General features: G+C 70.6%; 12 protein-coding genes and 1 pseudogene. 7 read left to right on the top strand and 6 right to left on the bottom strand.

The window, feature by feature from the left end:
• Nucleotides 1–346: 346 nt before the first annotated feature.
• Nucleotides 347–730 carry a WhiB family transcriptional regulator gene (locus OG811_RS06595; RefSeq protein WP_406072805.1) on the bottom strand — a complete coding sequence of 128 codons (384 nt, stop codon included), beginning with the start codon at nt 728–730 and terminating at the stop codon, nt 347–349.
• A gap of 253 nt (nt 731–983) precedes the next feature.
• On the opposite strand from OG811_RS06595, the gene OG811_RS06590 reads away from it, so the two are divergent.
• Complete coding sequence (locus OG811_RS06590) at nt 984–1802, top strand: response regulator transcription factor (RefSeq protein ID WP_406072804.1); 819 nt, start codon at nt 984–986, stop codon at nt 1800–1802.
• Nucleotides 1803–1822: 20 nt separating this feature from the next.
• On the opposite strand, the gene OG811_RS06585 is transcribed toward OG811_RS06590, so the two are convergent.
• Nucleotides 1823–2242 (bottom strand): DUF5319 domain-containing protein, encoded by a 420-nt coding sequence (locus OG811_RS06585; RefSeq protein WP_406072803.1) that lies wholly within the window; start codon nt 2240–2242, stop codon nt 1823–1825.
• Nucleotides 2243–2427: 185 nt separating this feature from the next.
• On the opposite strand from OG811_RS06585, the gene guaB reads away from it, so the two are divergent.
• Entirely contained in the window at nt 2428–3990 is a 1563-nt protein-coding gene (guaB, locus tag OG811_RS06580) for an IMP dehydrogenase (RefSeq protein WP_406072802.1), read from the top strand.
• Between the two features lie 29 nt (nt 3991–4019).
• Nucleotides 4020–5138: a GuaB3 family IMP dehydrogenase-related protein gene (locus tag OG811_RS06575; protein WP_272613520.1), complete on the top strand. Its 1119-nt coding sequence runs from the start codon at nt 4020–4022 to the stop codon at nt 5136–5138.
• 68 nt (nt 5139–5206) lie between these two features.
• On the opposite strand, the gene OG811_RS06570 is transcribed toward OG811_RS06575, so the two are convergent.
• Both OG811_RS06570 and OG811_RS06565 read right to left on the bottom strand, forming a co-directional pair.
• Complete coding sequence (locus tag OG811_RS06570) at nt 5207–8524, bottom strand: ThuA domain-containing protein (RefSeq protein ID WP_406072801.1); 3318 nt, start codon at nt 8522–8524, stop codon at nt 5207–5209.
• Nucleotides 8525–8736: 212 nt separating this feature from the next.
• Nucleotides 8737–9858, bottom strand: a complete 1122-nt coding sequence (locus tag OG811_RS06565) for a sugar phosphate isomerase/epimerase family protein (RefSeq protein WP_406072800.1) — start codon at nt 9856–9858, stop codon at nt 8737–8739.
• Nucleotides 9859–10184: 326 nt separating this feature from the next.
• On the opposite strand from OG811_RS06565, the gene OG811_RS06560 reads away from it, so the two are divergent.
• A complete protein-coding gene (locus OG811_RS06560; protein ID WP_406072799.1) occupies nt 10185–11609 on the top strand; it encodes a M1 family metallopeptidase in 1425 nt (474 codons plus the stop codon).
• 108 nt (nt 11610–11717) lie between these two features.
• On the top strand, nt 11718–13175 hold the full coding sequence (locus OG811_RS06555) for a M1 family metallopeptidase (protein WP_406072798.1): 1458 nt from the start codon (nt 11718–11720) through the stop codon (nt 13173–13175).
• A gap of 6 nt (nt 13176–13181) precedes the next feature.
• On the opposite strand, the gene OG811_RS06550 is transcribed toward OG811_RS06555, so the two are convergent.
• Nucleotides 13182–14303: an LCP family protein gene (locus OG811_RS06550; RefSeq protein WP_406072797.1), complete on the bottom strand. Its 1122-nt coding sequence runs from the start codon at nt 14301–14303 to the stop codon at nt 13182–13184.
• Between the two features lie 142 nt (nt 14304–14445).
• On the opposite strand from OG811_RS06550, the gene OG811_RS06545 reads away from it, so the two are divergent.
• Complete coding sequence (locus tag OG811_RS06545) at nt 14446–16143, top strand: FAD-dependent oxidoreductase (protein WP_406072796.1); 1698 nt, start codon at nt 14446–14448, stop codon at nt 16141–16143.
• Nucleotides 16144–16209: 66 nt separating this feature from the next.
• Nucleotides 16210–17766, top strand: coding sequence for a glutamine-hydrolyzing GMP synthase (gene guaA / locus OG811_RS06540; RefSeq protein WP_406072795.1), 1557 nt, complete (start codon nt 16210–16212; stop codon nt 17764–17766).
• Between the two features lie 112 nt (nt 17767–17878).
• On the opposite strand, the pseudogene OG811_RS06535 reads toward guaA, so the two are convergent.
• Nucleotides 17879–18175: pseudogene (locus OG811_RS06535) on the bottom strand (PspC domain-containing protein); the annotation flags it as partial.
• Nucleotides 18176–18201: the final 26 nt, after the last annotated feature.

The following is an 18201-nucleotide window of genomic DNA, read 5'->3' as shown; positions in this document are numbered from 1 at the left end:
GGCGGGGCCGTCCAACCCCGGGGGCGGGGTGGTGGGCCGGTGGTGCTGCGATCGTCAGGGTATGTAACGACCCTGCGCCCGCCATGATTCCGGCCCACGGGTGCGACCGGTCACAACCCCGAGACACCCATTACCGGATAAACTGCCCACGCAACCGCACGTCGGCGGCTCCGAATCACCCGATCCCGGGCACGATTCGCTCGTCTTCACGGATGTCGGGGCATCCGCGACGCCCCGACACCCCGACGGCGCCGATCTGGTGTGATCGTCGATCTTGCTCGGGACATGCTGAACCGCGCCTCCGGTCGGGGAGCACGGTTCAGCGGATGTCAGCGGATTTGTCGGGTCAGGCGACGTTGCGTTGGGCCGGGACGGTCGACTTGTGCGGGCGGCCCAGTCGGGCCTCCAGCCGCGTGACGTCGACCCGGGCATGCCGGCGGTCCGCCAGGTCCTCCCAGCCGACGGCGAGCAGCCGCAGCCGCTCCGACTCGCTGAAGCCGCCCCACACGCCGTATGGCTCGCGGACCGACAGCGCGTGCGCGGCGCATTCGGCCCGGACCGGACAGGCGCGACAAACCGACTTGGCGGCGGATTCGCGACGCAGTCGGGAGGAGCCCCGCTCGCCGTCGGGGTGGAAGAACTGGGCGCTGTCCCGCCCTCGGCAGGCACCGAGCCGCTGCCAGTCCCAGAGATCGACGATGGGTCCGGGCAGTCTGCGTACGTTCGACATCAGCACCCCTCCTCCCGCGCGGCTCCGCGAGAATCCTTGTGGCCGGCATCCGGGCGGCGGGCCGCGCAGGCGCACCGTTCCCGGCCTGGAGGTCCCGGTACCCGGCTTGTCGCCGATTCACACGTCTGTGATCGAAAAGGCCCGAGAGATCGCGGCTTTTGTCCGACCTGTCGGAAAAGTTCGAAGGATTGCCGGGAACCCCCTCCCCAGCCGACCCCGTCATGGTCTGCTCGTTGGCGGAGAGGAGACCACAGTGCGTACCGTTCTTGTGTGCGTTCGGACACCACTCGCGGCCCAGCACCTTACTTCTGCTGCCGCGCGGCTGGGGTTGTCCGCAATCGTTCGTACCGCCGTCTCCGATCCTGAGGTGATGCTGCGGTTGGCCGAGCGACCGGCCGACGTCGTGCTGGCCGACACGGCCCTGACCCGGCCGGACAGCGCCGGCTTCGTCCGTCGGGTGTTGGCCCGTGCACCGCAGGCCGCGGTGCTGCTGCTCGGCACCGAGGAGTCCGAGGCCGCGGCGGCCACCATCAGCGCCGGTGCCCGTGGTCTCATCCAGAATGTCGACCACGACCTGACCAGCGCGGTGGCCAAGGCTCTGCTGCTGCTCACCGCACCCGGCCGGGCCTCCCGACAGCGGATCACCGATCCGGCCCGGGACGCTGCGGCGGTGGGCGGTTCCGGTCGTTCCGGGCCGTCGCCGCGTGGCTCCGGCGACCCCGGCTGGGCGGCCAAGCCCGGCGAGGGGCCGGCGGGTGTGCCGTCGGTGCCGGTGCAGCGGGGTGACGACGAGGCTGAGTCAGCGACCGGCGAGTCGGCAACCGACCAGACCGACCCGACCCGGCCCGCCCCGAACACCCGGCCCACCCGGGCGTCGGTCGGGCTCACCGAGCGTGAGCTTCAGGTGCTGCTCGGGATGGCCGAGGGAAAGAGCAACGCGGAGATCGGCCGGGAGTTGTTCGTCTCGGAGGACACCGTCAAGACGCACGCCCGCCGGTTGTTCCGCAAGCTTGGCGCCCGGGACCGGGCGCACGCGGTGGCAGCTGGTTTCCGCGCCGGCCTGGTCGCCTGAGCACCCGCCGCCCACGATCGTCACGAGGTGGCGGTCGGGGCGTCCGGCTCGTCGTCGGTGCCCTCGGTCAGGGTGTCGTGCACCCCGTCCGCGTAACCACGGGCGTAGTCCCAGGTCACGTAGTGGTCCGGGTCGGGGTCGTACGCGGGCTCGTGCACCCGGGGGCGACCCGAGTTGAGCAGGTGCCGAAGGTTGCCCCGGAGCAGGTCCCAGTCGAAGTAGTGCGGCTCCCGGCAGTCCTCGCATTCGATCACCAGCCCACGGACCCCGATCGGGGCCAGCAGCGCCTGGTAGATCTCCAGGTCGGCCAGGTCTTCCAACACATCCTGCCGCTCGACGTCGGTCAGCGGATCCGGCGTCGCGTCATCGCCCGGGTCATCCAGACCCGCAGTCGGATCGGCCGGGTCGCCGTTGAACGGGTCGATGGGCTCGTCGTGCACCCCCTCACCGTAGACCCAACGCGGCGTGGACGTCCGCCCCCGGGCCTCGCGCCGGGCCGGCCCGCCACGGACGGGTAGCCCAGCTAACTAGGTACGATGAAGCGACGTGCCGGCACCGTGGCGCGCTCCGGTGCCCGCCCGCGCCACCTCGCTGAAGCCCATCCGAGCAGCTCAGGGGAGCAATCGTGGAAAATTCGCCCAGCACCGATCTTCCGGGCGGCGTCGAGCGCGCCGACCTGGGCGGCCACCTGCCCGAGCTGCCGGCTGGCTCTGCCCGGGTGGTTCCGCTGGGGCTCACCTTCGACGACGTGCTGCTGCAGCCGGGCGAGTCGGACGTGGTGCCCAGCCGGGTCAACACCCGGACGAAGCTCACCCGCAACGTCGAGTTGTCCATTCCGCTGCTGTCCAGCGCGATGGACACGGTGACCGAGGCCCGGATGGCGATCGCCATGGCCCGCCAGGGCGGCATCGGCGTGTTGCACCGCAACCTCTCCATGGAGGACCAGGCGCTCCAGGTCGACCTGGTCAAGCGCTCCGAGTCCGGCATGATCACCAACCCGGTGACCGCCAACCCGGACGACACGCTGCGCGAGGTCGACGAGCTGTGCGGGCGTTACCGCATCTCCGGCGTGCCGGTGGTGGACGGCGACGGCCAGCTGGTCGGGATCGTCACCAACCGGGACATGCGCTTTGTCTCCGAGCCGGACACCCCGGTCCGCGAGATCATGACCCACACCCCGCTGATCACCGCCCGGGTCGGGGTGAGCAAGGACGACGCACTGGCCCTGCTGCGCCAGCACAAGGTCGAGAAGCTGCCGATCGTCGACGACTCGGGCCGGCTGCGCGGCCTGATCACCGTCAAGGACTTCACCAAGAGCGAGCAGTACCCGGACGCCAGCAAGGACGACGCCGGCCGACTCCGGGTCGCCGCCGCCATCGGTGTCGGCGAGGACGCCTACAAGCGGGCCCGCGCCCTGGTCGACGCGGGCGTCGACGTGCTGATCGTGGACACTGCGCACGGCCACCAGCGGGCCGTTCTGGACATGGTCCGCCGGCTCAAGTCCGACGTCACGATCGACATCATGGGTGGCAACGTGGCCACGTACGCCGGCGCGAAGGCGCTGGTCGACGCCGGCGCCGACGGCGTCAAGGTGGGCGTGGGGCCGGGGGCGATCTGCACCACCCGCATCGTCGCCGGGGTCGGCGTGCCGCAGGTGACCGCGATCATGGAGGCGGCCCGGGCCGCCCGCCCGGCCGGCGTGCCGGTCATCGGCGACGGCGGAATCCAGTATTCGGGCGACATCGCCAAGGCCCTGGTGGCCGGCGCCGACACGGTGATGCTCGGCAGCCTGCTGGCCGGCTGCGAGGAGAGCCCCGGCGAGCTGATCTTCGTCAACGGCAAGCAGTACAAGGCGTACCGCGGGATGGGGTCGCTCGGCGCGATGCAGTCCCGGGGCCAGGCCAAGTCGTACAGCAAGGACCGCTACTTCCAGCAGGACGTGCTCAGCGACGACAAGCTGGTGCCGGAGGGTGTGGAAGGTCAGGTGCCCTACCGGGGGCCGCTGTCCCGGGTGGCCCACCAGCTGGTCGGCGGGCTGCGACTGGCCATGGGGTACGCCGGTGCGGAGAACATCCCGGATCTGCACCACCGGGGCCAGCTCATCCGGATCACGGCGGCCGGGCTGAAGGAGAGCCACCCGCACGACATCCAGATGACCGTCGAGGCGCCCAACTACCACACCCGCTGACCCACCACCCCCAACCACCTGGAGTCCCCATGCGTGACGTGGTCGAGATCGGGCTGGGCAAGACCGCGCAGCGCGGCTACCACCTGGACGACATCGCCATCGTGCCGAGCCGCCGCACCAGGGACGTCGATGACGTCTCCACCTCGTGGCAGCTCGACGCGTACCCGTTCGGCATTCCGTGCGTCGGCCACCCCTCCGACGCCACCATGAGTCCGTCGTCGGCGGTGCGGCTCGGTCAGCTCGGCGGTCTCGGCGTGCTCAACGTCGAAGGGCTCTGGACCCGCTACGAGAACCCGACCAAGGTGCTCGACGAGCTGGCCAGCCTCGACGAGGAGGCCCGCGCCACCAAGCGCCTCCAAGAGGTGTACGCCGAGCCGATCCGCCCGGACCTGATCGCTGAGCGGGTACGCGAGCTGCGCGCCGGTGGCGGCACGGTGGCGGTGCGGGTCTCCCCACAGCACACCCTGGCGCTGGCCCCGGTGATCCTGGACGCCGGGGTGGACATCCTGGTCATCCAGGGCACCATCGTCTCGGCCGAGCACGTGTCGACCACTGACGAGCCGCTGAACCTCAAGGAGTTCATCGCCGACCTCGACCTGCCGGTGATCGTCGGCGGCTGCACGGACTACAAGACCGCTCTGCACCTGATGCGCACCGGCGCGGCCGGTGTGATCGTGGGCATCGGTGGCGACGAGTGGTCGACGACCGAGTCGGTGCTGGGCATCCGGGTGCCGATGGCCACCGCGATCGCCGACGCCGCGGCGGCCCGTCGTGACTACCTCGATGAGACGGGTGGCCGGTACGTGCACCTGATTGCCGACGGTGACATCCAGACCTCGGGCGACATCGCCAAGGCGCTCGGCTGCGGCGCGGACGCGGTGATGCTCGGTGAGCCGCTGTCGCTCTGCGACGAGGCACCCGCCGGTGGTGCCTGGTGGCACTCGGCGGCGAGCCACCCGTCGCTGCCCCGAGGTGCCTTCGAGGTTGCCGGTGAGCCGCTCGGGTCGATGGAGCAGCTGCTCTTCGGCCCGGCCGACGAGGCCGACGGTCAGCTCAACCTGTTCGGTGGGCTGCGGCGGGCGATGGCCAAGTGCGGTTACCGCGACCTGAAGGAGTTCCAGAAGGTCGGCCTGGTCCTCGACCGCTGACCTGTCCGTCAGACGCCGGAAGGCCGGCCCCGCATGGTGCGGGGCCGGCCTTCGTCGTACCGGGAGTGTCAGCCCTCGGTGAACTCCACCCAGTTCAGGTTGCCCAAACCGCTGGTCGGGCCGCCGGGTACGGTGCGGTAGACCAGGTAGAGCCGGTGCGCTCCGGCCGGGTGGTCCACCGGCACCGCGGTGCTGGTGAAGGCCGCGTTGCCGGCCGTCGCGTTCAGGGTCGCCGTGGCGACGACCGGGCCGGTCGGCGAGTCGAGTCGCAGCTCCACCGCCGCCCGTGGGGTGCCGGCGGTGGTGGCCGACCCGCCGGAGTGCCGCAACGTCACCGTGGACACCCCACCCAGGTTGATCGGGTCGAACGCGATGTGGTCGCCCGGGTCGATCGCGTTGACGTGCTGCCCGCCGCCGGTGTCGCCGGTGGTGGCCACCTCGACGCCCTGCTTCACCTGGGCGTTCTCGGCCTGCTGTCGGGGCGTCTGGATGATCGCCTGGCCGACCGTGGTGATCGGAGCCTGGCCGCCGCCGCCCAGGTCGGTGTACGAGGCGCTGATCCCGCCGTACAGGTATCCGCCGGCGTGATCACCGCCGTCGGCCGGGGTGGCGAGGGTGCCGGTGCAGCCGGTGGTGGAGCTGTCCGGGTGGCCGTGGCTGTCGTGGCCGAGGACGAACGTCACGGTCACCCGTGCGCAGTCCACCGGCCCGTCCTCAGGGTCGGTCACCGTGACGGTGAACGGCACGCTCTCACCCCAGGTGAAGAAGCTGCCGCTCACCGGGGAGGTGACGGTCACCGTGGGTGCGGTGTTACCGACCACGATCTCCTTGGTGAGCACCGCCGTCTTCCCGCTGGAGTCCGTCACCGTCAGCTTGGCGGTGTACGTCCCGTTCGCCGTGTAGGTGAACGACGGGTTGGGGTCGGCCGAGTCGACCGTGCCGTCGCTGGTGAAGTCCCAGGCGTACGAGATGGACTCGCCCGGGTCCGGGTCGTAACTGCCGGCCGAGGAGAACCGCACGGTCAGCGGTGCCGTGCCCGAGGTCGGGGTGGCGTCGAGCTTCGCCACCGGCGACCGCGTGCCCTTGACGTACCGGATCACCGACAGTTGCGCGTCCGGGTTGGCCCGGAAGAAGCCGTCGCCGTATTCCAGCAGGTAGAGCGAGCCGTCCGGGCCGAACTCCATGTCCATCGGGTTGTCGAAGACGACGCCTGGCAGGAACTGCTCGACCCCGGTCAGGTTGCCCCGGCCGTCGGTCCGCATCATGAAGATCTTGTCCCGGGTGAACTCACCGAACACCACCGCGTTCTGGTAGTACTCGGGGAACTTCACCTCGGAGGTCGACGCCCGGTCGTACGAGTAGATCGGGCCGCCCATCGGGCCGACGCCGCCGGTGCCGATCACCGGCCACTTGAAGTCGCAGCCAACCGGCGGGGTCTCCAGGTAGGACCCGGCACACGGGGTGCGCGCGTCGAAGGTGTACCAGAACTGCGGCTGCTCGACCTTCGGCAGCACCCGCAGGCCGGTGTTGCGCGGCGAGTTGTTGACCGGTGCGCCGCAGTTGAACGGTGCGCCGGAGGTCCGGGTGACGAAGTCGAAGTCGATGTACGGCAGGCTCGGCGAGTAGCAGTACGGCCAGCCGTAGTTGCCGGCCTTGTTGGTGGCGAACCAGCGACCGGCGCCGTCCGGCCCGCGGGTGGCGCTGGGGACGCGGGAGTCCGGCGAGTAGTCGCCAACGTAGACCATGCCCCCGGCGTCCACGTCGTACCGGAACGGGTTGCGCAGCCCCATCAGGAAGATCTCCGGCCGGGTCTTCCCGGCGGTGTCCCGCTCCTCGGGGAAGAGGTTGCCCTTCGGGACGGTGTACGTGCCGTTGGCCCGCACCTTGATTCGTAGCAGCTTGCCGCGCAGGTCGTTGGTGTTGGCGGCGGAGCGCTGCGCGTCGTAGCCGGGGCCCTGGGTCGGCGACTCGTTGATCGGGGTGTAGCCGTCGGAGCCGCCGGCGTTGGTGTCGTCCCCGGTGATCAGGTAGAGCAGGCCCTTACCGTCGAACTTGATCTCGCCGGCCACGTGGCAGCAGATGCCGCGGTCCACGTCGACTCGGAGGATCTGCTGTTCGGTGCTCATGTCCAGGTGCGGGGTGGGGGAGTCCACCAGCTTGACCCGGGAGAGCTGGTTGTAGCCCTTGAACTTGTCCCACACGGTCGGGTCGGTGGAGGTGGCCGGTGCGTCGCCCTCGTTGACGCCCGGGGTGGCCGGGTCGTCGATCGGGGTGTTCAGCTTCGGCGCGTAGTAGATGTAGACCCACTTGTTGGTCGCGAAGTCCGGGTCGATCGCCACCGACTGGAGGCCGTCCTCGTCGTGCTGGTAGACGTCGACGGTGGTGATCACCGGGCTGGCGCCGCTGGCCGGGTCGTAGAGCCGCACCTCGCCGCCGCGGGTGTTGTGCAGCACCCGCCCGTCCGGGAGGACGGCCAGCGACATCGGCTCGCCCGGGTCGTCATTGAGGGTGACCTTCTCGTAGTTGCCGAGCACCGTGGCACCGCAGTCGCCCTCGACCACGCCGGCGGACCACTGGATGCCGCCGAGCAGGTGCTCACGGAACCTCGCCAAGCGGTACGTCTCGATGCTGTGCCCGAGGCCGGTGTAGAAGGAGCGCCCGCCCTGGTGGTCCTTGCACCAGGTGATCGGGTGGTCGTATCCCATCGCGCCGCCGGTGTAGGTCTGCTCGTCCACCGTGGCCAGCACGTGCGAGGTACCCCGGACGTTGCGGTTGAAGCTGTACCACTCCTCGGTGAGGGTGAGCGTGCGCGGCAGCGTCTCGGTGGCCGGGTGGGCCCGGTCGGCGACGTCCACCACGCCACGGACGACCGGTGAGGCGCCGGCCACCTTCGCACCGACCAGGTCCTGGTAGAAGGTCCAGTCCGGCTCGGTCTCCGCCGCCGCGTGCACACCCACGTAACCGCCGCCAGCCTTGACGTACGCCTCGAAGGCCGCCTCCTGGCTGGCGTTGAGCACGTCGCCGGTGGTGTTGAGGAAGACCACCGCACGGTACTTCGCCAGCTCGGCGGCGGTGAACACGGCGGCGTCGCGGCTCACCGTGACGGTGAAGTGGTTTGCCTTGGCCAGCTTCTGGATGGTGTCGACACCGTCGGTAATGGACGCCCGGCGCTCACCGGCGGTCTTCGTGAACACCAGCACCCGGTAGGTCTGCGGGGCGCGGGCGGTGGAGCGGAGTGCGGCCGGGCCGTTCTCCACGACGGTGGGCGCGGTCCGGGCCACGTCGTCGGTCGGTGCGGCGTTGGCGGGGACGGCGGAGGTGAGGGGGATGGTGAGGATGAGTCCAGCGGCGAGGGCGAGCCATCGTCGTCCGGTCGGTCGGGTCATCGTTGCTCCGGTGCTCGGCAGGCGCACGGCATCCCCGGCCTGTTCGGGCCGGCAGCGCGACTGCGTGGGGGATGGACCGGGGTGCGTCCCGTCGCCGTACGGGAGGCGCGGGGTGATCGGGCCGGTGGTCGGTCAGGCCCGTCACCGGCCGGCGGCGTCGCCGGCGGGGTGGGGCGCGGCCGGCGTCGGACGGACGCCGGCCGCGCCGGAGGTCACTTCTTGAGGTAGATGGTCAGGTCCGACATGTTGCGGTAGCTGGTCGCCGCGAAGTCGAGCGACTGGCCCCGGTTGGCGGTGCCGCCGGGGGCGGTGTCCATCTCCCAGTTGGCGTGGTGGAAGTCCGGCTCGCCGATGGTCTGGAAGAACTGCTGGAAGTTGAGGTCGCCCTCGCCCAGCGGGGTCATCTGGTGGCCGTTGGGCACGTTGGTGTCCCGGTCGCCGTCCTTGGCGTGGAAGAGCGGGAACCGGGTGGTCCGGTCGGCCACGTTGAGGATCGGGTCGAACAGGTCGGTCTGCTCGCGGCCGGCCGGGTCGACGTACTTCTGGTGCTTGTAGCGGGCCACGTAGCCCCAGTAGATGTCGAACTCGAAGAAGACGTACCGGGGGTCGGTCTTGCCGAAGAAGTACTCCAGCCGCCGGATGCCGGAGGATCGGGTGGGGCGGCCCTGCGCGTCGAGCGGTCCGGAGTCGAGCAGGAAGCTGTACGCGACGTCGTGGTTGTGCGTGTAGAGCCGCATCCCCCGGGCTCGGGCCTGCCGGCCCAGCTCGTTCCAGGTGTCGGCGGCGGCGTCCCAGTCGGCCCGGTACGCGCTGTTGGTCGGGTCGCTGCCGGTGCCGATGTTCTTCATGCCGAGTTCCTCGGCGATGTCCAGCTGCTGCTGGAAGGTGTCCGCCCGGATCGTGGCGTGGGTGCCGTTGGCGACCAGACCGTTGTCGTCGAGGATCTTGCGGATCTCGCGCGGGGTGATCTGCCGGCCGAGGATCTCGTTGCTCTGGGTGTAGCCGGCGAACTCGATCTCCTTGTAGCCGATCTCGGCGAGTCGGGCGAGGACGCGCTCGAAGCCGTACGGCACGCCGCTGTCGTCGGGCGCGGCGGAGATCCGGTCCCGGACGCTGTAGAGGATGATGCCGCGGTTGTTGGTTGGGATCAGCGGTTCGACCCGCAGCTTGCTCTTCCCCTTGTCCTTGGGGTCAGCGAGCGCGGGGGTGCCGGTGGCGAGGATCGGCAGGCCGGCTGCGCCGAGCGCGGCGGCGGCGCCGGCGGAGGCGGCGAGAAGGGACCGGCGGCTGAGCCGGCCGGTGGGGGAGGCGTCGGGTGCGGTGTGGTTTGACATGGTTCCACCTTTCGCGACGGCGCTAGCCGTCGATGACGATCAGCAGAGGTGCGACGAGGGTCCGGTCGCGGGGGGCGCCGCCGAACGCCCGTTGCGCGTATTGGGCCAGGGCGCAGGTGTGCCGTCCCGGCCGTGATCGGCTTGAATGTTCCGAGCACGTTACATCTTGGAGACAGACACTAACGTCGGCTTAAGGCAAAAGAAAGTGTCAATCAACGGCTACTTTTGTTTGTTTCAACGAAAGTTACTGATGATCGTCGATTCGGGGCGCGCGGTGAGCGGCGCTGACTACGCTCGTCCTGACCGGGACCGCAGGAGGAGTGTGCATGGCCCTGACCGGACGGACACCGGTCAGCCGTCGACTGGCCGCCACGGCCACCGCGCTGACCTGCGTCATCGGCCTGTTCGTGGTCGGTTGCACGGGCGACGACAGCGACGGGTTCCGGCCCGGAGCGGCCGACGCTGGGGACCCGTACGTGCCGGGGCACGGCAACGGCGGCTACGACGTCAGCCACTATGGCCTGGACGTCCGCTACGACCCGTCGACCGACCGGCTGACCGGTCGAGCCGTCATCACGGCCACGACCACCCAGGACCTGTCCCGGTTCAATCTCGACCTGGCCGGCCTGGATGTCAGCGCCGTCACCGTCGGTGACGCACGGGCCGACCACCGTCGCCACGACGGCGAGTTGGTGGTGACCCCGCGCGACAAGCTCCCGCGCGGCCGGCAGTTCACCGTGACGGTCGACTACGCGGGCGTACCCGCCCCCGTCGTCGACGAGTCGTTGGGCAGCGGCGGCTTCCTGCACACCACCGACGGCGCGGTCGCGCTCGGCCAACCCGACTCGGCCGCCACCTGGTTCCCGGTCAACGACCATCCGTCGGACAAGGCGAGCTACGACCTGGCGGTGACCGTCCCGGACGGCCTGGCCGCACTGAGCAACGGGGTGCCCGGGCCGAAGAGCAGCGCCGACGGCTGGACCACCTGGCGCTGGTCGGAGCGCGCCCCGATGGCCAGCTACCTGAGCATGCTGGTGATCGGTGACTACCGGGTGGAAACTGGCACTCATGCTGGCCGGCCGATGGTCACGGCGGTGGCGGCGAGCCTGCCGCCGGCCGGCGGCGCGGCCAGCTCACTGGCCCGCACCGGTGCTATCGCGGACTTCCTGGCCAGCCGCTTCGGCCCGTATCCGTTCGACTCCTACGGCGGGATCGTCATCGCCGACGACCGGATCGGGTACGCGCTGGAAACCCAGTCCCGCCCGGTCTACGGGCCCGCCTTCTTCGCGGACGACCGGCCCAACCCGGGCGTCGTCGCGCACGAGCTGGCCCACCAGTGGTTCGGCGACAGCGTGTCACTGAGCAGGTGGAGCGACATCTGGCTCAACGAGGGCTTCGCCAGCTACGCCGAGTGGCTGTGGGAGGAGCACGACGGCGGCCGGACCGCCCAGCGCAACTTCGAGATCCAGTACGCCGCGACGGACTGGTCGCAGCCATCGGTCGAGCCGGGCCGAAAGCAGATGTTCGGCACGGCCGTCTACAAGCGCGGGGCGCTCGCCGTGCACGCGTTGCGCCGGACCGTCGGCGACGACAAGTTCTTCCGCATCCTGCGCACCTGGACCACCGAGCGGGCGGCGGGTAACGCGACCACCTCGGACCTCGTCGCGCTGGCCGAGCGGGTGGCGGACCGGCAGTTGCGCCCACTCTTCGACGCCTGGTTGGTGGGTGGGTCAGCTCCCACACTGCCGTGACGAGTCGTGCTGGCCGGTCGATATGCTCCCGCCTGCGAACGGCGGGGAGCAGCCCGTTCGCGCGGAGCGGCGTACGCCGCCACCGCCACCGTACGGGGAGGGTGTGGGATGCGGGTGACGCGGCACGGACTGCGGATGGGCGCCGGTCTGCTGGTGACCGGGGCACTCGCACTGTCCGGATGCGACTCGACGGCCCCGGAGGCGGGGCCGCCACCGAGCGCGTCCGCCACACCGCAGCGGACGTTCACCGCGGGCGCGGCGGGGGTCGGCGACGCCTACTTCCCGACCTACGGCAACGGCGGCTACGACGTCGGGCGATACACGGTCAAGGTGCGCTACGACCCGGCAAAGGACCACTTGACCGGTACGACCACCGTGCAGGCCACCGCGACGGCGGACCTGTCGACGTTCAACCTCGACCTGGCCGGCCTGACCGTCACCGCGGTCACTGTGGACGGCGGACCGGCAATCCACACTCGGGAGCGCAACGAGCTGGTTATCAAGCCGGCCTCCGGCCTGATCAACGGCAACGGGTTCGTCGCCGAGATCACCTACAAGGGGGTGCCGAAGCCGCTCAAGAACGAGACGCTCGGTGACGGCGGCTTCCTGCACACCTCCGACGGTGCCATCGCGCTGGGTCAGCCCGAGTCGGCCAGCACCTGGTTCCCGGTCAACGACCACCCGTCCGACAAGGCGGCCTACGAGTTCGAGATCACCGTTCCGGACGGCCTCACCGCGGTCAGCAACGGCGTTCCCGGCGGTAAGACCAGCACGGATGGCTGGACCACCTGGAAATGGTCGGAGAAGTCGCCGATGGCCAGCTACCTGAGCACGCTGGTGATCGGCAAGTTCCGGATCACCACTGGCCAGCACAAGGGCCGCCCGGTGTACAACGCGGTCACCACCACCGTGGCCAAGGGCGCCGCCGACGCGTCGATCGCGCAGACCGTCAAGGTGGCCGACTACCTGGAGAGCGTGTTCGGGCCGTACCCGTTCGCCGCGTACGGCGGTGTGGTGATCTCGGACAGCCGGATCGCCTACGCGTTGGAGACGCAGAGCCGCCCGGTCTACTCCGCGAGCTTCTTCCGGCAGGGCGAGAACACCGAGGTGGTCGCCCACGAGCTGGCGCACCAGTGGTTCGGTGACAGCGTCGCGCTGGCCAAGTGGGAGGACATCTGGCTCAACGAGGGCTTCGCGACGTACGCCGAGTGGCTCTGGGCCGAGCACACCAAGGAGTACACCGCCAAGGAGGCGTTCGACACCCGGTACGCCAGGGTGCCCGCGCAGGTGTGGAAGACGCCTCCGGGCAAGCCGGGGGTCGAGGAGTTGTTCAGCGAGTCGGTCTACCAGCGTGGTGCCATGACCCTGCACGCCCTACGGGTGGCCGTCGGCGACAAGGCGTTCTTCGAGATCGTCAAGACCTGGGCGGCGGAGAAGAGCAACGGCACCGCCACCACGGCCGAGTTCGTGGCCTTCGCGGAGCGCATCTCCGGCAAGCAACTCGACGCGGTCTTCGACGCCTGGCTCTACGGCACGAAAAAGCCCGCACTCCCCAAGCCGCTCTGACCGGGGTCAGTTCTTGACGACCAGGGTGGGATGGGCTGCCAGGTAGGCATCGGCGCGGCCGGCGCGGAGTTCGGTGATGAACTGCTTCCCGACAGTGGTGAGCTGTTCGCCCCGGTAGGCGCTGCCCTTGCCGACGCCGGCACCGGGCAGACTGACCAGCACGAACTTGTTCTCCGGCAAGCCGCTCAGGGCGTACGCGATATCGACGATCCGGCGCCCGCCCACGTAGACCAGCGTGTCGCCCAGCGCGGCGACCACCTGGTCGACCCGATCCGGTTGCCGGGCCAGGCCCTCATCCAGGATCTTGCGGGTCATTGCCCGGATCAGCTGCTGCTGGTGACGCTGCCGAGCGTAGTCACCGCCGGTGATGTAACGCTGCCGCGCGTAGTCCAGCGCCTGCCAGCCGTTGAGGTGCTGGGTGCCCTTCTCATAGACCTGCTGCGGCCCGGTGTACCCGCCCGGCGCGCTCTCCCGGTATTTGCCGTCCGGTCGGCGGTGCATTGAGGCGACCCGCTGATCGACGTAGATGTCCACTCCGCCCAGGGCGTTGACCAGCCGGTCGAACCCGTTGAACGTGAGCACCGCACCGGCGTCGATGCGCAGCCCGGTGTACCCGCTGACCGTGCTGCGCAGCAGTTCGTACCCCTGGGCTGTGCTCGGCTGTTTGGGTTTGCCCGGCACCCGGCTGCCGAAGCTCATCGCGTGGGTGAGCTTGGTCTTGCCGCCCTTGTAGTCAGCCTTGGGGAACGCCGGGATGTCCACCAGCAGGTCGCGCGGGAGCGAGAAGAGATACGCCCGGCCCAACCCCTTGGGCACGTGCAGCACCAGCACGGCGTCCGAGTGCGGCTCCCACCCGGGCACACTGACCCGGGTGTCCACACCGACCAGCAGCAGGTTGAGCGGGCCGGTGATGTCCGCGCCCGGCGGTGGGCCGCTGGGGCTCGGGGTGGGTGTGCCGACCGGCGACGGGGTTGGCGAGCCGGCCACCGGAGCGCTGCGGTCCGGCTTGCTGTCGCCGGTCAGCCGGGTGATCACCACCGCGCTCGCCGCGATCAACGCGACGGTGGCGAGGGCCGTCAGCCCCAGCAGCAGCCACCGTTGGCGCGGCGCCATCGACCCGAGGGTCATCTTGGATTCCTTCCACCCGTTTCCGGAACAACGCTCCGACGAGTGCTCCGGGTTGTGACCGGGGGCCCGGGTCGGTCGGCCGGTGCATGATCGCGCGAAACTGTCGCTGGCGCGAGCGCTACTGGCGGGTAATGATGCGTCCATGCGGTATGACGTGGTCGTCATCGGGTCCGGCTTCGGCGGCAGCGTCACCGCGCTCCGGCTGGCCGAAAAGGGTTACTCGGTCGCAGTGCTGGAAGCTGGCCGGCGCTTCGCCGACGACGAGTTCCCACAGACGTCCTGGCGGGCCCGCCGATTCCTCTGGGCACCGAAGCTGGGCTGCTACGGCATTCAGCGACTCACCCTGCTCCGCCCGGCCGACCGACGTTCCGGCAATGGGGTGCTGGTGCTCTCCGGCGCCGGGGTGGGCGGCGGTTCACTGGTCTACGCGAACACCCTCTACGAGCCGCTGCCGGCCTTCTACACCGACCCGCAGTGGCGGGACATCACCGACTGGCGTGACGAGTTGGCCCGCCACTACGACCAGGCGAAGCGGATGCTCGGCGTCACCACGTACCCCGTGGAGACCGGCGCGGACCGCGCCATGCGGGCGGTGGCCGAGCGGATGGGGGTGGGGCACACCTTCCACGCCACCCCGGTGGGCGTGCACATCGGCCGCCCCGGCCAGCGGGTCGCCGACCCGTACTTCGGTGGCGCCGGCCCGGAGCGCACCGGCTGCCTGCACTGCGGCTCGTGCATGACCGGCTGCCGGCACGGGGCGAAGAACACGCTGGTCAAGAACTACCTCTGGCTCGCGGAGCGGCTCGGGGTCACGGTGCACCCGCTGACCACGGTGTGCGCCGTCCGGCCGGCCGCCAACGGCGGGTACGAGGTGCACACCGAGCGCACCGGCACCTGGCTGCGCAAGGGGCGGCAGGTGATCCGCGCCGACCAGGTGGTCTTCGCTGCCGGGGCGCTCGGCACCCAACGGCTGCTGCACGCCATGCGGGCCGAGGGTGCGCTACCCGGGCTCTCGCCCCGCCTCGGCGAGCTGACCCGCACCAACTCGGAGGCGATCCTGGGCGCCTCGGTGCCACGTCAGCGGGCGCGGGCCGAGCAGCTCGACTTTTCCGTGGGAGTGGCGATCACCAGCTCGTTCCACCCCGACCCGCAGACCCACGTCGAGCCGGTCCGCTACGGGCGCGGCTCCAACGCCATGGGGCTGCTCCAGTCGCTGCTGGTCGACGGCGGCCCACACCGGGTGCGGCGCTGGCTCGGCAGCATCGTGCGGCAGCCAGGGCTGGCCGCCCGGATGCTGTCGGTGCGCGGCTGGTCGGAGCGGACGGTGATCGCCCTGGTGATGCAGTCGGTGGACAACTCGCTGACCACCCGCTGGCGGCGCGGCGCGCTCGGCCGCAGGCTGGTCACCAGCCCGGGCCACGGCACGCCGAGCCCGACCTGGATCCCGGCCGGCAACACCGCGGCCCGACTGCTCGCCGACGAGATCGGCGGCACCGCCGGCGGCTCGCTCACCGAGCCGTTCGACATCCCGATGACCGCGCACATCCTGGGCGGAGCGGTGATCGGGGCGACCCCGGCCGACGGGGTGATCGACCCCTGGCACCGGGTGTACGGCCATCCCGGGCTGCACGTTGTCGACGGTGCCGCAGTCTCGGCCAACCTCGGCGTGAACCCCTCGTTGACGATCACCGCGCAGGCGGAACGAGCGATGTCCTTCTGGCCCAACAAGGGGGAGGAGGACCCCCGGCCGGCGCTGGATACGCCGTACCGTCGGCTGACCCCCGTACCCCCGCACCACCCGGCGGTGTCGACGAACGCCCCGGGCGCGCTGCGCGGCTGAGCCCGGCTGGGTCCGGGGGCGAGCCGGTGCCGGCAGGGGCCGTGACTGTCGGTAGGCTTTGTGCACATGAGCCTGCCTCGCCCCGTCCTTGTGGTGGACTTCGGAGCCCAGTACGCCCAGCTCATCGCCCGCCGGGTCCGTGAGGCGAAGGTCTACTCCGAGATCGTGCCGCACTCGATGCCGATCGCCGAGATGCTGGCGAAGAACCCGGCCGCGATCATCCTCTCCGGTGGCCCGGCCAGCGTCTACGCGCCGGACGCACCGCAGATCGACGCGGGCCTGTTCACCGCCGACGTGCCGGTCTTCGGCATCTGCTACGGCTTCCAGGCGATGGCCCAGGCGCTCGGCGGCACGGTCACGAAGACCGGCAGCCGTGAGTACGGTGGCACGCCGCTGCGCCCCCGCCTCCTCGATCCCGGTGTGCTGCTCCGCGACCTGCCCGCGGACCTGCCGGTGTGGATGAGCCACGGCGACTGCGTCACCGAGGCGCCCGAAGGCTTCACGGTGACCGCCGAGTCGGCGGGCGCGCCGGTCGCCGCATTCGAGGACCTGACCGGGCGCCGGGCCGGCGTGCAGTTCCACCCGGAGGTCGGGCACACCGCGCACGGCCAGGAGATGCTGACCCGTTTCCTCTACGACATCGCCGGCATCGCGCCGACCTGGACGCCCGAGAACATCATCGACGAGCAGGTTGCCCGGATCCGCGCCCAGATCGGCGACAAGGAGGTCATCTGCGGTCTGTCCGGCGGGGTGGACTCGGCGGTCGCCGCCGCGCTGGTGCACAAGGCGGTCGGTGACCAGCTCACCTGCGTCTTCGTCGACCACGGCCTGCTGCGTGCCGGCGAGGCCGAGCAGGTGGAGAAGGACTACGTGGCCGCCACCGGCATCAAGCTGAAGGTGGTCGACGCGGCCGACCGGTTCCTCGGCGCGCTGGCCGAGGTGACCGACCCCGAGCAGAAGCGCAAGATCATTGGCCGGGAGTTCATCCGGGTCTTCGAGGCCGCGGCCCGCGAGATCGCCGCACACGGTGACGTGGAATTCCTGGTCCAGGGCACCCTCTACCCAGACGTGGTCGAGTCCGGCGGCGGCACCGGCACCGCCAACATCAAGAGCCACCACAACGTCGGCGGCCTGCCGGAGGACCTGAAGTTCGCGCTGGTCGAGCCGCTGCGCACGCTGTTCAAGGACGAGGTCCGCGCGCTCGGCCTGCAACTGGGCCTGCCCGAGGCGATGGTCTGGCGGCACCCGTTCCCGGGCCCCGGCCTGGCCATCCGGATCATCGGCGCGGTCAACCAGGAGCGCCTCGACCTGCTCCGCGAGGCCGACCTGATCGCCCGCGAGGAGCTGACCGCCGCCGGCCTGGACCGGGGCGTGTGGCAGTTCCCGGTGGTGCTGCTGGCCGACGTGCGCAGCGTCGGTGTGCAGGGAGACGGGCGCAGTTACGGGCATCCCGTGGTGCTGCGCCCCGTCTCCAGCGAGGACGCGATGACGGCGGACTGGTCGCGACTGCCCTACGAGGTGGTTGCCCGGATCTCCACCCGGATCACCAACGAGGTGGCTGAGGTGAACCGGGTGGTGCTGGACGTGACGAGCAAGCCACCGGGCACCATCGAGTGGGAGTGAGCGCGGCTCACGAGGCGGACGGCGGGCTCGGCGGCGTGTTGAACGGAGTCGTCGGCGGGTAGGGCTGGCTCGTCGGCGGGTAGGGCTGCGTCGGGGCGTACCCCGGCTCCAGCCCGCCTGGCGCGGGCCCGGCGGTGGGCTGCGGGCCCGTCTGCGGCGCGACGCCCGCCCCGTGCGGCCAGGCCGGCGCGCCGGTGGGCTCCTCCGGCATCAGGAACCACATGATCGGGTACGCGAACAGCGCGAGCCCGCCGGTGAGCAGGCCGCTGACCGCGAAGATCACCCGGACCAGGGTTGGGTCGACGGCGAAGTAGCGGCCAATGCCGCTGGCGACCCCCGCGACCATGCGGTCGGTGGTGGGTCGACGGAGCTGCTTGTACGGGGCGTGGGGAGTGGTGTGGGATGTCATACCCCCACAGTCCGCGCCAGTGCCCG

It is taken from the genome of Micromonospora sp. NBC_01638, assembly GCF_045209745.1.
Taxonomy (GTDB): domain Bacteria; phylum Actinomycetota; class Actinomycetes; order Mycobacteriales; family Micromonosporaceae; genus Micromonospora.
The sequence above is the reverse complement of the archived record's forward strand: the minus strand, read 5'-3'. Positions and strand labels throughout refer to the sequence as shown.

What these genes read in the sequence shown, in the direction of transcription:
- OG811_RS06595 (WP_406072805.1), bottom strand. Translation starts at nt 730, where the DNA reads ATGTCGAACGTACGCAGACTGCCCGGACCCATCGTCGATCTCTGGGAC.
- OG811_RS06575 (WP_272613520.1), top strand. Translation starts at nt 4,020, where the DNA reads ATGCGTGACGTGGTCGAGATCGGGCTGGGCAAGACCGCGCAGCGCGGC.
- OG811_RS06570 (WP_406072801.1), bottom strand. Translation starts at nt 8,524, where the DNA reads ATGACCCGACCGACCGGACGACGATGGCTCGCCCTCGCCGCTGGACTC.
- OG811_RS06565 (WP_406072800.1), bottom strand. Translation starts at nt 9,858, where the DNA reads ATGTCAAACCACACCGCACCCGACGCCTCCCCCACCGGCCGGCTCAGC.
- OG811_RS06560 (WP_406072799.1), top strand. Translation starts at nt 10,185, where the DNA reads ATGGCCCTGACCGGACGGACACCGGTCAGCCGTCGACTGGCCGCCACG.
- OG811_RS06555 (WP_406072798.1), top strand. Translation starts at nt 11,718, where the DNA reads ATGCGGGTGACGCGGCACGGACTGCGGATGGGCGCCGGTCTGCTGGTG.
- OG811_RS06550 (WP_406072797.1), bottom strand. Translation starts at nt 14,303, where the DNA reads ATGACCCTCGGGTCGATGGCGCCGCGCCAACGGTGGCTGCTGCTGGGG.
- OG811_RS06545 (WP_406072796.1), top strand. Translation starts at nt 14,446, where the DNA reads ATGCGGTATGACGTGGTCGTCATCGGGTCCGGCTTCGGCGGCAGCGTC.
- guaA (WP_406072795.1), top strand. Translation starts at nt 16,210, where the DNA reads ATGAGCCTGCCTCGCCCCGTCCTTGTGGTGGACTTCGGAGCCCAGTAC.